12 protein-coding genes are annotated in these 13,825 nt (G+C 53.1%); 5 read left to right on the plus strand and 7 right to left on the minus strand.

What is annotated here, in order from left to right; genetic code table 11:
* The first annotated feature begins 53 nt into the window (after positions 1-53).
* From ACYJL1_RS06520 to ACYJL1_RS06535, 4 genes are all read left to right on the plus strand, one after another.
* Positions 54-1,424: a glutamine synthetase family protein gene (locus ACYJL1_RS06520; RefSeq protein WP_460897571.1), complete on the plus strand. Its 1,371-nt coding sequence runs from the start codon at positions 54-56 to the stop codon at positions 1,422-1,424.
* 180 nt (positions 1,425-1,604) lie between these two features.
* Positions 1,605-2,990, plus strand: a complete 1,386-nt coding sequence (locus tag ACYJL1_RS06525) for an aldehyde dehydrogenase family protein (RefSeq protein WP_460897572.1) — start codon at positions 1,605-1,607, stop codon at positions 2,988-2,990.
* 161 nt (positions 2,991-3,151) lie between these two features.
* On the plus strand, positions 3,152-4,318 hold the full coding sequence (locus ACYJL1_RS06530) for an iron-containing alcohol dehydrogenase (RefSeq protein WP_460897573.1): 1,167 nt from the start codon (positions 3,152-3,154) through the stop codon (positions 4,316-4,318).
* A gap of 273 nt (positions 4,319-4,591) precedes the next feature.
* Entirely contained in the window at positions 4,592-4,909 is a 318-nt protein-coding gene (locus tag ACYJL1_RS06535) for a hypothetical protein (RefSeq protein ID WP_460897574.1), read from the plus strand.
* Between the two features lie 59 nt (positions 4,910-4,968).
* Here ACYJL1_RS06535 and ACYJL1_RS06540 read toward each other — a convergent pair whose 3' ends face one another.
* The 6 genes from ACYJL1_RS06540 to ACYJL1_RS06565 all read right to left on the minus strand — a co-directional run bounded on the left by ACYJL1_RS06540 (position 4,969) and on the right by ACYJL1_RS06565 (position 12,482).
* Positions 4,969-6,033, minus strand: coding sequence for an ABC transporter ATP-binding protein (locus ACYJL1_RS06540; RefSeq protein WP_460897575.1), 1,065 nt, complete (start codon positions 6,031-6,033; stop codon positions 4,969-4,971).
* 15 nt (positions 6,034-6,048) lie between these two features.
* On the minus strand, positions 6,049-6,840 hold the full coding sequence (locus ACYJL1_RS06545) for an ABC transporter permease (RefSeq protein ID WP_460897576.1): 792 nt from the start codon (positions 6,838-6,840) through the stop codon (positions 6,049-6,051).
* A complete protein-coding gene (locus tag ACYJL1_RS06550) occupies positions 6,837-7,697 on the minus strand; it encodes an ABC transporter permease (RefSeq protein ID WP_460897957.1) in 861 nt (286 codons plus the stop codon). Before ACYJL1_RS06550 ends, ACYJL1_RS06545 begins: the two co-directional genes overlap by 4 nt.
* Positions 7,698-7,903: 206 nt before the next feature.
* Complete coding sequence (locus ACYJL1_RS06555; RefSeq protein ID WP_460897577.1) at positions 7,904-9,007, minus strand: ABC transporter substrate-binding protein; 1,104 nt, start codon at positions 9,005-9,007, stop codon at positions 7,904-7,906.
* A gap of 674 nt (positions 9,008-9,681) precedes the next feature.
* Positions 9,682-11,271 carry a DHA2 family efflux MFS transporter permease subunit gene (locus ACYJL1_RS06560; RefSeq protein ID WP_460897578.1) on the minus strand — a complete coding sequence of 530 codons (1,590 nt, stop codon included), beginning with the start codon at positions 11,269-11,271 and terminating at the stop codon, positions 9,682-9,684.
* Positions 11,272-11,303: 32 nt separating this feature from the next.
* On the minus strand, positions 11,304-12,482 hold the full coding sequence (locus tag ACYJL1_RS06565) for an HlyD family secretion protein (RefSeq protein WP_460897579.1): 1,179 nt from the start codon (positions 12,480-12,482) through the stop codon (positions 11,304-11,306).
* Between the two features lie 144 nt (positions 12,483-12,626).
* Between ACYJL1_RS06565 and ACYJL1_RS06570 the strand changes: the two genes are divergently transcribed.
* Complete coding sequence (locus tag ACYJL1_RS06570; protein ID WP_460897580.1) at positions 12,627-13,337, plus strand: TetR/AcrR family transcriptional regulator; 711 nt, start codon at positions 12,627-12,629, stop codon at positions 13,335-13,337.
* Positions 13,338-13,342: 5 nt separating this feature from the next.
* Here the strand turns inward: ACYJL1_RS06570 and ACYJL1_RS06575 are convergent, their stop codons facing one another.
* Entirely contained in the window at positions 13,343-13,747 is a 405-nt protein-coding gene (locus ACYJL1_RS06575) for a Fur family transcriptional regulator (RefSeq protein WP_460897581.1), read from the minus strand.
* Positions 13,748-13,825: the final 78 nt, after the last annotated feature.

A 13,825-nucleotide genomic window follows, 5' to 3' on the forward strand; every position in this document is an offset into this window, starting at 1 on the left:
CCGGAACAGGCCGGACGCAGCATCATCGCTCCACTTGCTCTATCGAGGAAAAAATGCCCGGACATTGGACCTTTGACGAACTGAAAAGCCGCGTAAGCAGCGGTGAAATCGATACAATTCTGGCCTGTTTCGTCGATATGCAGGGCCGATTGATCGGCAAGCGCTTTCACGGCAGCTTCTTTGTTGAATCCGCACATGACGAAACGCATGGCTGCAACTATCTGCTCGCCAATGATATCGATATGGAGCCGGTGCCGGGCTATAAGGCGGCAAGCTGGAAACAGGGTTATGGCGATTTTGTCATCAAGCCTGATCTTACGACTATTCGTCATATTCCGTGGTTGGAAAAATGTGCTCTGGTGCTATGCGATATTCTCGATCATCACCATCATGAAGACCTTTCGCATTCGCCGCGCGCCATTCTCAAACGGCAGCTCGCGCGGCTGAAGGATCGCGGTTATCTGGCCTATTTTGCTTCAGAGCTTGAGTTCTATCTTTTCGACGAGACCTATGAGACCGCGCGAGCAAAAAACTGGAAGGGCATGGCAACAGCTTCGCCCTATATCCAAGATTACGTGATCCAGATGACGACCAAGGAAGATGCGGTGATGCGCGCCATCCGCAATGGTTTGTTTGATGCGGGTATTCCAGTTGAAAACTCCAAGGGAGAATGGGGGCCGGGTCAGGAAGAAATCAATGTGCGCTATGCCGAAGCGCTGGAAATGGCCGACCGCCATGTGGTCATGAAAAATGGCTGCAAGGAAATCGCCACCCAGATGGGCAAGGCGATCACCTTCATGGCGAAGTATGATTATGCACTTGCTGGCAGTTCGAGCCATGTCCACAACTCATTGTGGAGCGCAGACGGCAAGACGCCGCTTTTCTATGACAAGAACGCGGAATATACCATGTCGCCTTTGATGCGGCAGTGGGTGGCCGGGCAGCTGAAATATGCCGATGATTTCACCTATTTTCTCGCGCCCTACATCAATTCCTACAAGCGCTTTCAGGCCGGTACATTCGCGCCAACAAAGAGCGTCTGGAGCCTTGATAATCGCACGGCGGGCTTTCGACTGTGTGGGGAGGGTTCAAAAGCCATTCGCATCGAGTGCCGGATCGGCGGGGCTGACCTTAATCCATATCTCGCTTTCGCGGGGCTGATTGCATCTGGCCTCGCTGGTATTGATGAGAAGCTGGAACTGGGCAAGCCATTTCAGGGTGATGCCTATGGCGGGGCAAAACTGCGCGAAATTCCGAAGACATTGCGCGAGGCAACCGATACGCTGGCGCGTTCAAAAATGCTCAAGGAAGCGTTGGGTGAGGACGTCGTCGAGCACTATGTCCACACGGCAAAATGGGAACAGTTTGAATATGATCGCCGCGTGACAGATTGGGAGTTGCATCGCGGCTTCGAACGGTATTGAAGAACTGAAAATAGAGAAGGCCCCTCCCTGCTGCTACGCAGCTTCCCTCCCCACAAGGGGGAGGGACGTTGGAGCCAAGTTTGAGAATTTCCAAACTTGACGATTACAGGGACGACAGGCTCAACGTCTTACCAAAGCGACGGGGAGGGGCTCTAAAAAACGAAAGTACGAGGTTTTGATATGGCCGAAACGGTCAAGCTGATTACGCCCATTGATGGCACTGTTTATGCCGAGCGCCCGATCGCCAGCGACAAGGCGATTGATGCGGCTGTTGAATCTGCCAAACAGGCTCAAGGCCAATGGGCCCAGACCAGCATTGCCGAGCGCGGGCGGCTTTGTCTTGCAGCACTCGATGCATTGCTGGCCATGAATGACGAAATCGTGCCGGAAATTGCCTGGCAGATGGGCCGCCCCGTTCGTTACGGTGGTGAAAAAGGCGGCGTTGAAGAACGCACGCGCTATATGGTCAAGATTGCCGAGCAGGCGCTTGCGCCTATCGTCGAAAATGATAGGCCGGGCTTCCGCCGCTACATCAAGCATGTGCCGCTTGGCGTCGTCATGGTCATTGCGCCGTGGAATTATCCCTATCTCACAGCGGTCAATACGATCATTCCTGCACTGATGGCAGGCAATAGCGTGATCCTGAAACATGCGGCGCAAACCTTGCTGGTCGGCGAAAGATTCGCGCAAGCATTTGAGAAGGCCGGACTGCCAAAAGGTGTGTTTCAGAACATCGTGCTTGGCCATGCACAGACGGAAAAATTATTGGCTTCCGGCCGTATTGATCATGTGAATTTCACCGGATCAGTTGGAGGTGGTCGCGCCATCGAAAAGGCGGCAGCAGGCACGTTCATGACATTAGGGCTGGAGCTTGGTGGCAAAGACCCGGCCTATGTGCTGCCGGACGTTAATCTGGATCATGCGGTTGCCAATCTTGTTGACGGTGCGTTTTTCAACTCCGGTCAATGTTGCTGCGGGATCGAGCGCATCTATGTGCATGAAAAAGTCTATGACCAATTTGTTGACGGCTTTGTTGATCTGACCAAGCAGTATGTAGTGGGCAATCCGCTGGATCAAGCGACGACAATGGGGCCAATGGCGCAGACGCGCTTTGCCGAACTCATCCGTGAACAGAAGGCAGAGGCGCTTCGCAAGGGGGCGAAGGCCCATGTCAATATGACTGTCGCAAACGACAAGGCGGGTTCGCCCTATCTTGCTCCGGAAGTGCTGACCAATGTCGATCATCAGATGAGCGTTATGCGCGAGGAGAGCTTCGGGCCAATTGTTGGCATCATGAAAGTGCGCAATGACGAAGAGGCTGTTGCCTTGATGAATGATAGCCCTTATGGCCTGACGGCCTCGCTATGGACGACCGATACGGATCACGCGGCTTTGATCGGGGACCGGATTGAAACCGGTACTGTGTTCATGAATCGCTGCGATTATATCGATCCGGCGCTGGTATGGACCGGCGTTAAAGACACGGGCAAAGGGGCGGCCATGTCAGCCATTGGATATGGCAATCTGACGAGACCAAAATCTTACCACCTGCGCGAAGAGATTTAACAAGCATTGGAATTGTGCGTGGTTCGACAAGCTCACCATGAGGGTTGTGAGTGGGCTACAATAGAAGAAGGCGGAGTTGCCAATCTTTGCAAGCTATCCACCATCCTTATGGTGAGCTTGTCGAGCCCGAAAGATCAATATGCCAACCGTAGAGACATAATATGAGCCAGCTTATTTCCAAATGGAACTATCCCACCACAGTGCGTTTTGGCGCAGGGCGCATCAAGGAATTGCCGGAAGTTCTCGAAGCGACCGGGATCAAAAATCCGCTTTTCGTTACCGATCCGGGGCTGGCCAAACTGCCGGTCGTGGCAAGCACGTTGAAAATTCTGGACGATGCCAAAATTCCCTATGGCGTCTTTTCGGATGTGAAGCCCAATCCTGTTGAATCCAATCTGACGGCGGGTATCGCAGTGTTCAAAGAGGGCAAACATGATGGCGTCATCGCATTTGGTGGCGGCTCGGCGCTGGACCTTGGCAAGCTGATCGCCTTTCAGGCAGGGCAGACGCGTCCAATCTGGGATTTCGAGGATATTGGTGATTGGTGGACCCGCGCCAATAGCGATGTGATCGCGCCGATTATTGCCGTGCCAACGACTGCTGGAACCGGCTCGGAAGTTGGCCGCGCGGGCGTTGTAACCAATGAAGCGACGCACACCAAGAAGGTGATTTTTCACCCCAAGCTTCTGCCGGCAATTGTTATCGCTGATCCTGAGCTATCTGTGGGTATGCCTGCCTTTGTTACTGCGGGTACAGGCATGGATGCCTTGGCCCATTGTCTCGAAGCCTATTGCGCACCGGGCTATCACCCCATGGCCGATGGCATTGCCGTTGAGGGTATTCGGCTCGTCTTCGAGAATCTGCCTAATGCCTATGTCAATGGCAGCGATTTGACGGCGCGTGCGCATATGATGAGCGCGGCAGCCATGGGCGCAGCTGCCTTCCAGAAGGGGCTCGGCGCAATCCATTCGCTGTCGCATCCAATTGGCGCGCTCTATGACACGCATCACGGTATGACCAATGCTGTATTCATGCCTTATGTGCTCGCCTTTAATCGCGGCGCTATCGAAGAGCGCATCGTACGGCTCGCCAATTATATCGGTATCAAGGGCGGGTTTGACGGTTTTGCCAAGGCGATTTTGGACTTGCGCACCCAGCTGAAAGTTCCGCATACCTTGCCGGGTCTGATCAAGGATCTGGACATGGATGATGCGCGCAAGGAATTGATTGCCGATATGGCAATTGTCGATCCAACGGCGGGAGGCAACCCTGTCGAACTGACCAAACAAGCAGCGCTCAAGCTGCTGGACGAGGCAATCAAGGGATAGCCCAAAAGCGAGTCTTGAGAGTCAAATTAAAAGGGCGCTGGAAACGGCGCCCTTTTTGCATTCGGATACTTAGAGCCTTTCTTGCTTAAATAGAAACAGAACTGCTTCTATTTAAGCAAGAAAGGCTCTAATGCCTCGACGAAAGTCGTATATTTTTGTGACAAAGCAAATGTTACAGCAGTTGTTTTAAAGTGGAGCCAGAGGGCGCTCATGTATGAGGCTGACAAGACTTTGCCAAGGTGGATACAGTTTGCAGTTTGCGTAGGTTTTCCTATGGTCGTAGCAAGCTGGTTTTACTACGCAGGCGAGCCCGATAATATCATCCTGATAAAGGCCCTTGTTTCCCTGATCTGGATCGTGTGGGCTGTAGGTTTGTGCAGAGAAACACCTGATCTGTCGCTGTTTCTCACAAAGCCATTCCTTGACGTTTTGACATTCTGGCTTATCGAAAGCCTTATGCTGTCGGCTTGGCTCACAATTGTTCTGTGGCAAGCCGATCAACCTGTTGAAGAATCGCTATGGACGTTCGGTGTACAGTTTGCGGTCTTTTTTATAATGATGTCGCTGTTCAGTTATTTACGACGAAAGTAGGTAACTGGACATAAGGACGAGACCTCATCATAGAAACCATTCTTGGATACAGGCAGTTCCTATTGCCCCAAGAGCAGCATGTCCTTTGCGGCAAGGCTGACTTTCACGCTTTCGCCGGGTGACGGGGGAGGCGCGCTCGGATTGTTGAACGTGTCGAAGGAGACGGTGTTTTCGCCGAGGGACGCGCGGATGCGGATGACCGAGCCAAGGAAATGCACGCTGTTGATCTTGCCGTCCAGGGTGGTTTCGCGCTTGTCGGTTGCTTCGCCAAGGCTGACAGCTTCAGGGCGCACGGCTAGAGAAATTTTGTCACCGACCTTGTGATTGGCAATCTTCTGGCCAATCATCACATCCTTGCCATCAATTGCAATAATTCCGGCTGCAGCATCGCGAACAGTGGCGTCAAGCGTATTCAAGGTGCCAACGAACGAAGCGACGAAACGCGATGATGGATGGTTGTAAATCTCGAATGGCGCGCCGACCTGTTCGGCCTTGCCTTCATACATGACGACAATACGGTCTGAGATGGACAGCGCTTCTTCCTGATCATGTGTTACGAAGATGGTGGTGATACCAAGCTCGCGTTGAATGGCGCGGATTTCCTCGCGTAGTGAAACGCGAATCTTGGCGTCAAGCGCGGACAGGGGTTCGTCCAGCAAGAGCACCTGTGGCTTTGTAGCCAGCGCGCGGGCAAGCGCGACACGCTGCTGTTGGCCGCCTGAAAGCTGGTAAGGATAGCGGTCCGCCAGATGATCGAGTTTGATCAATGAGAGCATTTCATGCACGGTGGCATTAATTTCCGCTTGCGGTTTCTTGGCAACCTTCAACCCGAAAGCGACGTTCTGTGCCACTGTCATGTTGGGAAATAATGCATAGGCCTGAAACACCATGCCGATATTGCGCTGGTTCGGTTTGAGGTTCACCACGTCCTGACCGCCGATACTGATCGTGCCCGATGTCGGCGTTTCGAAGCCGGCTACCATGCGTAGCACTGTGGTCTTGCCGCAACCGCTTGGGCCGAGGAAGGAAACAAACTCGCCCTGCTCTATATCCAGATTAAAGTCATGGACGACTGTAGTCGCTCCGAAATTCTTTTTTAAATGGCTGATTGTGAGAAATGACATTGTTTCTATCCGGTCTTAGCGCTTGGTGGCGGCGAGGGATTTATTGAGGCGGGTGACGACCTGAATGAGACCCATACAAACCCAAGTGATTGCAAAGGAAATGACAGCCAACGCAGCGGGCTCATAGGCGCGGTTTGCACCGATAAGCTGCAGGAAGGGTCCAAACGCAGGACGATTGAGCAGCGCAGCCATGGTGAATTCGCCAATAACGATGGCGAAGGTGAGAAAGGCGCCGGAAAGCACGGCAACCAGAACATTGGGAAGGATGACGCTCCACATGATCTTTATCCGGCTTGCACCAAGGCTCTCTGCGGCTTCCGTCATGGTGCGGATGTCGATGGCGCCGAGACCCGTATCGACGGCACGGTACATATAGGGGAGCGCCAGCATCGTATAACCGAAGACCAGCAATATATTCGTGCCCATGGCAGAGCCGGTCAAAGGCAGGAATGACGAGGTGTTATAAAGGCGGATATAGCCGAACACGACGACAATCGCCGGAATAACAAGCGGCAGCAGCGTGATGAATTCAAGGAACGGACGCCAGCCGGGGAGCCGCAGGCGTACCCAATAGGCTGTGGGAACAACCAGCACAATACCAACGACGATGGTGACCAGCGCCATGACGATGGAATAGGCGAAGGTGGCCTGAAAGCGCGGATCGCTGAGGATAACCCAATAGGCGTCGAGCGAGTATACGCCGCGACGCATGCGCAGTGAAAATTCCAAGGTGCCGATAAGTGGCACTACGAAATAGATGATGCCAAAAGCAAGCGCGATCCATGACCAGAAACGATTGGTTTTCATTTAAGCCACCGTTCGCTGCGTGCGCGCATCCAGATGTAAATGCCATTGGAAACGCCGGTAATAACAATCATGCCGAACGCCAGCGCATAGCCTAAATGAGGGTCTTGCAAGACGTCACCGCGGATCTGGGCGAAGAGCACGATCGGCACGATGCTCAGGGATGAGCCAGTCAGTGCATAGGCAGTCGCAATAGCACCGAACGAATTGGCAAACAGCAGAAGCATGGTGCCCAGCAGTGCCGGCCAGAGAATCGGAAAAGCGACCATGCGCCAATATTGCGGGCCCGTTGCGCCAAGAATGAGCGCTGCTTCCTTCCACTCCTTTTTCAGGCCATCCAATGCCGGCGTAATAATAAGGATCATCAGTGGAATCTGGAAGTAGAGATAAGTGATTGTCAGACCCCAGAAGCTGAGCAAATTGAAGCCATTGGCATACAGATTAAACCCGAAAACATTATAGAGGAATGTCGTGACAAGACCGGTTCGTCCCAGCGTCGCCAAAAAGGCAAAGGCCAGAGGAACGCCGGCAAAATTGGAAGCAACGCCGGAGAATGTCATGAGCGGTGAGCGTATCCACGCGGGAAGCCCTCCCAGTGTGACCGCCGCGGCGACGCAAAAGCCTATGGCTGCACCGAGAATTGCCGAAGCAAGAGAAATCTTGATGGATATCCAGTAAGCATCCATGATGGACGGCTGGAACAGGTTTATAATGTTCGTGAGTGTCAGATTGCCCTGACTATCCTGAAAGGCTCCGGCAACCAGATAGATCGTTGGCCATATCAAAAACAAGACCGCAAAAATGATGAATGGCATAACGCCAAGCCAGTCGAGCGACACACGTTTGCGCTCATTCACCATTGGCGGGATTGGCGCCGTCGGCGGCAGTGGTGGTGAAATGTCTTGTTTTGTAACTGCACTCATGAGTATTCGAAACCGTTCGATAAAGTAATGTTCAGCGCTTGCCAAAGTAATGCAAAGGCAACGCAGCAAGACTGCCTTAGGGTCCGGACCCTAATCATGATGGAAAAATCCCCGCGGTGACCCGCGGGGATTTCTATCCTGTATTATTTGACGTTGGCGCCTACGGTCTTGTCCCATCCCGTAGTGATGACGTCCTTGGCAGCTGCCTGTTCATCGAGAGTCGGGAAGATTGCCTTTTCATAGGAAGCTGCGGGAGGCAGCTTGTCGAGCAATTCCTTTGGCACCTTGTTGTTCTTTACAAGATCATTGAACCGGATCGGGTGGCAATAGCCCTTAAGCCATGTCAGCTGACCTTCGTCAGAATAAAGATACTCCATCCAGAGCTTTGCAGCATTTGGATGCGGTGCATAAGCGCTGATGGCCTGAACATAGACACCGGCAACAACACCGGAGGCTGGAACAACGACTTCTACAGGCGGATTGTCCTTGAGTGTGTCACGGCCGGAAAGCGCGTTATAATCCCAGTTGATGATGATCGGTGTCGCACCCTGCGCCAATGTGCCGGTCTTGCCGATAACCGGAACGAAGTTGCCAGCCTTGTTGAGGTCGGAAAAGAATTTCAGACCTGCTTCACCAGCTGCCGTTCCATAAGCTGCTCCGGTTGAAACACCAGCGGCACCGACAGCGAGGATTGCCTGATTGGAAGCGCGCGGGTCACCAGCCAGAGCAACGGAGTTGGCATATTCAGGCTTGAGCAGATCAGCCCAGTCTTTCGGGATTTCCTTGACGATGTCGGTGTTTACCTGAAAGGAAAGAACGCCGTAATAGTCGCCGTACCAATGACCTTCGGCATCCTTGACATTGTCAGGAATGGAGTCCCAGGTCGATACTTTGTAAGGTTGTGTCAGGCCGTCTTTCTTTGCCGATGGGCCAAAAGCAAAGCCGACGTCGATGACGTCAGGAGCCTGCGGGCCCTTATTATCTTTGTTGGCTTTGATGGCTTCGATTTCGTCACCCGAGCCCGCATCCGGGTTCAGTTCATTGACCTCAATGCCATACTTTGCCTTGAAACCAGCTATTACATCGCCATAGGCGCACCAGTCATGCGGCAAGGCGATTGTGGTGAGCGTGCCTTCCTTCTTTGCAGCCGCAACCAGTTCAGCCGGAGCTTCGGCCAAGGAAATTGCCGTGCTGGCGAAAAGCACAGCAGTCGACAGCGCCACCAAGCGTTTTGTGTAACCTACCATTTTAGACCCCTTTTTTGAGCGATACGTCATTGGCTCTTTGTCCGACGATCCGGCACCCGATACAGACCTCTCATGTCAGTTGGATGACAGACCTGTGAAACGTGCCGGTGAACAGACTTTCCCTGAGCAGTGGGGATAAGTGAACCACTTTTTCGGCGGCTTAGCAATTCAGCGAAAGCCTAAATTTCCTGAGTATTCTCAATCATTTCAAAATTACTTCAATAACGACAAAAATACTGTTTGGGACGCCAATTCTGGCTTGATAAGGGGCGAATTGGTAAAATTATGACAGCCAGAGCTTGAGTACCAGGCAATGCAGCAGGCAAAACAAGTTAGGAGACTAAGTTAATTTGCCCCTTGCCGGAGCAAAGATGCGGGGCGGGCAGAACTAGAGCAAATTTTGTCTATATAGAGCCAATTCTGTTTCTCCGATGACGAGACAATCCACGCGGAAGGGTGCGAGGTCGATGTGGTTCCATCGGACGAAGCTGCCTGACAAAGTGGTTGGCCGTCAGCCGGAAACCTAAAAGGCCGGGTGAATTCGGACCAATTCCATCGGGCTTCAGTCTCGTCCGATGGATAAACATCGGCCTCGCTAAATCCCTCGATCTTGTCCGCGAATTCCCTCCGGCAGAATGACTCTATATAAACAAAACTTGCTCTAGGTCCGGAGCCTAGTGTCCGCCACCTCCAGGTGCGGGCGCGCCGGGTTTGCGCATCAGCATGGCGAAAATTGCCAGTGATATAAAGAGCAATGTCAGGATGTAGAAGACGTCCATGAATGACAACAACGAGGCCTGTTGATGAACCATGCCTGAAATCTTGCTCAGGGCGGCCGTTGGCCCATCCAGTCCATGCGAGGCGAAGTTCTTCGACATGGAGTTCATCAAATCCTCCGCTTCAGGATTCCCCCAACGCACATTCTCGGAAAGCTGGGCATAGTGCAGCGCACCGCGATCAGCGAGGATCTGGTTGATCACAGCCAGTCCGACCGCGCCGCCTAGATTACGCATCAGATTAAACAGGCCGGAGGCATTCTTCAGACGAGCGGGCGGCAAAGTGCCGAGGGCAAGATTGTTGATCGGCACCATGCACAGCATGAGCGAACAGCCACGTAGAATTTGTGGCACAAGTAATTCGTAAAAGTCCCAGTCTGCCGTAAGATGTGTCATGGTCCAGGTGCCCGCACCAAAACCGATAAAGCCGATCATGATCATGATGCGCGGATCCATCCGACCGGACAGGAAACCGGCTATGGGTGCGGTCATGAACATGGCGAGGCCGCTGACGAACAGTGCTTCACCGATCATCAAGGCGTCATAGCCCCGGATCTGTCCCAGATAGACCGGGTAGATATAGGTGAGGCCATAGAGGCCAATTCCAAGGACGAAGGAGAAGGCTGACCCAAAAGCAAAGTTCAGATTTTTGAAAGCAAAAAGGTCGACGATTGGTTGTTCGGCGGTAAAGACACGATAGAAGAATATGATAGCACCAATGACCATGACGATGCTGCAATAATAGACAGCATGATCCTGCAGCCAATCATTGCGCGGGCCTTCTTCCAGCACATATTCCAGCGATCCGAGAAAGGCTGCCATACCGGCGAGGCCCCACCAGTCAAACTTGCTCAACAGGGAACGGTCTCCCTTGTCGAAGTCGATCAGATTCCATGCAGCAATGGCAACGGCGATGCCGGGGATAACATTGACGAGAAACAGCCAGTGCCATGAGAAAGCATGGCTCAGATAACCTCCGACTGTCGGCCCGATTGTTGGGGCCAAAGTCGCCACAAGGCCGATCATGGGCGAGACAATGGAGCGTTTGGATGGTGGAAAAATTGTAAAGGCCGCTGCAAATACACTGGGGATCATGCCACCGCCGATAAAGCCCTGGATGGCACGATAAACGATCATCTGGTCAATATTTGTCGCTGTGGCGCAAAGCACGCTGGCGGCGGTAAAACCTGCCGCAGATACCGAGAACAGAATGCGTGTCGAAACCAGCCGCCCCAGAAAGCCGGACAGGGGGATCATGATGACTTCGGCAATCAGATAAGAGGTCTGGACCCATGAAATTTCGTCAGCGCTGGCGCTAAGGCCAGCCTGAATTTCGGCTAGGGATGCCGAGACGATCTGAATATCGAGAATTGCCATGAACATTCCGAAGACCATCGCCAGAAAGGCGACTGCTTTCTTCGGATCAATCTTATCTTCCGAAATGGCTGGAGCGCCCGGACCGCCGGCCGCTGTCGTTGCATTTGCCATAATCGTCGCCCTTTCCGATTCCGAAACCGGATTTACTTGGCTGGAGCCGTCCGTGTATCGATGTCGACAACCACGCTAAGGCCTGCCTGCAATTTACCGCTTGCCAAGATGTCTTCCGGCAAGGCAATGCGCACAGGGACACGCTGCACGACCTTGGTGAAATTACCCGTGGCATTTTCCGGAGGAAGAAGGGAGAAGACGGCGCCGGATGCAGGTGCAATCGAAGCGACCGTGCCTTCAAATATATCGCCATCAAGCGCATCAACCCGAATGTGAACCTTTTCACCCACGGCTATGTCACGAAGCTGCGTTTCCTTGTAATTTGCATCGATGTAGAGCGATCTGACAGGAACGAGCGCAGCCAAACGCTGGCCAGGGCTGACAAGATCGCCCTTCTTGGCAGCAAGATTGCCAATGACACCATCGACCGGCGCGCGGATGACGGTAAAACTGAGGTCGCGCGCTGCCTTGTCTTTCGCGAGTTCGAGCGAGGCAATAGTGCCTTCAGCTTCCTTATACTGCGCCTCGAGAACGCCGACATTGGCGACGGCGCTGGCAATCTTTGCATCGGCTGATGCGAGATTGGCCTTTGCCTGATCCAATGCGGCGGTTGCATCATCAAGCGTCGACTGCGAGGCAAACCGCGTTGCGTGCAACTGATTGGCCCGTAAAGATGCGGCCTGCGCATTGGTCAGCACCGCCTGAGCACTCAATTTTCCGGCTTGTGCCTCGGCAAGCGAGGCTTTTGCTGCCTCGGTCTGTGCTTTGATGCGGTCAAGTGAAAGCTTCTGTGTGGCGATCTGCGCCTCGGCTTGTTCTTCAGCCAGTGTGTAGTCGCCATTATCAAGCGTAATCAACGGATCACCGGCCTTGACGCGTTGGTTGGCGACGACATTGATTGTATCAATATAGCCGGTTACTTTGGGAGCGATTGCAGTAATATCGCCTTGGATATAGGCGTCATCCGTGGAAACCATGAAGCGGCCCGTCGTCCAATATTCATAACCGAAATAGGCGCCGCCAGCGAGTGCTGCGACCAGTAGACTAGTCAATATCAGTCGCTTGCGGGAGCGCTTGGGAGGTTCTGATGTCTTTAACTCTGTGCCAGCGTCACGTTGCGGTGCTTCCGCAGTCGCTGGCATTTCTGTTTTTGAAACTGGAGCCGGGAACTGACGGATGTCAGCTTCATTCATTGCTTTGGACGCAGGCATTGGGGGTTCTTTCTACGGATATTCAGCCATAAACTGATTGAACCAATCGGTTCGATCGTTGACATAGCGCAATTGAAAGCGCATATCAAGGGGATCGAACCGATTGGTTCGAAAAAAGAACAATTAAGAGGAAACAAAACAAGAATGTCATCCACGAAGGCCTGTCCGACGCCATTGTCCACCGCCACCGCCACCGCCATCGCGATCGAAGCAGTGCTATCAGGCGATGAAAGGCAAGGCCGTTTGGCTGCCGGGCAAGATCCGGCCAAGCGTCAGCAAATATTGGAGGGTGCCGACCGGGTATTCTCCACGATGGGCTTTGATGCAGCCAGCATGAATGACATTACCCGCGAGGCAGGCGTATCGAAGGGGACAATCTATGTCTATTTCGATAGCAAAGAGGAACTCTTCCTGGAGCTTTGCATCGGTTATCGCGACAAGCTGTTCAGCGGTATTTATTCAGCGCTGGAGGGCGATCATGAGCTGCGTGATGCGCTCATCGCGTTTGGCAAGGCGCTTTCTGTCAAGGTAACATCCGATGTGGTGATCCGTGCACAGCGCGTCGTTATCGGCGTCGCCGAGCGCATGCCCTCAATGAGCCAGAGCTTTTACGAGCAGGGCCCGAAGAAAGGGCAGGCAATGTTGAAAGCATTTCTGGAAAAGCACGTTGCCGCGGGCGATCTGGAGATTGAGGATACTGACCTTGCCACCTACCAATTGTCGGATCTGATGATGACGGGTCTGTTCAAGCGCCGTCTGTTTGGCTGCATGGCAGAGGCGCCGACCGAAGAACAGATCAACAAGACAGTTACTGCGGGTGTTGATGTGTTTCTGAGAGCCTATGGCAAGCGCTGAAATGCTCAGGCGGTGCCGCAACTGGCGCAGACGCCGCGAATCTCAATCGTTGTTTTGGAAGGCTTGAAACCATTGCCGTTCGTCCACTCACGGACACGGGCGGTGATCATATCGTCTGAAAATTCGGAAACCTGACCGCATTTCTCACAAATCGCGAATGCTGTCATGCCATGGCTATGGCTGTGATCGTGGGGATGGGAGCAGGCCACGAAAGCATTGATGCTTTCCAGCCGGTGGATCATTCCATAATCGAGGAGTTTATCCAGCGCACGATAGACCTGCAGCGGCGCGCGGAAACCGTTGTCCCGCAATTGGTCAAGAATAGTGTAAGCGCTCAGCGGCCCGTCGGCGCGTGTCAACGCGTCGAAAACCAGTGACTGGTTCTTGGTTAATTCCTGGGTAGCCGGCATATTCGCTTGTTCCTTTTATCTTCGTACTAGATAGGAAATTTTTTGATGAACCGCCAGTGCGTCATTTAGAGCGGAGAA

The organism is Phyllobacterium sp. K27, from assembly GCF_054796155.1.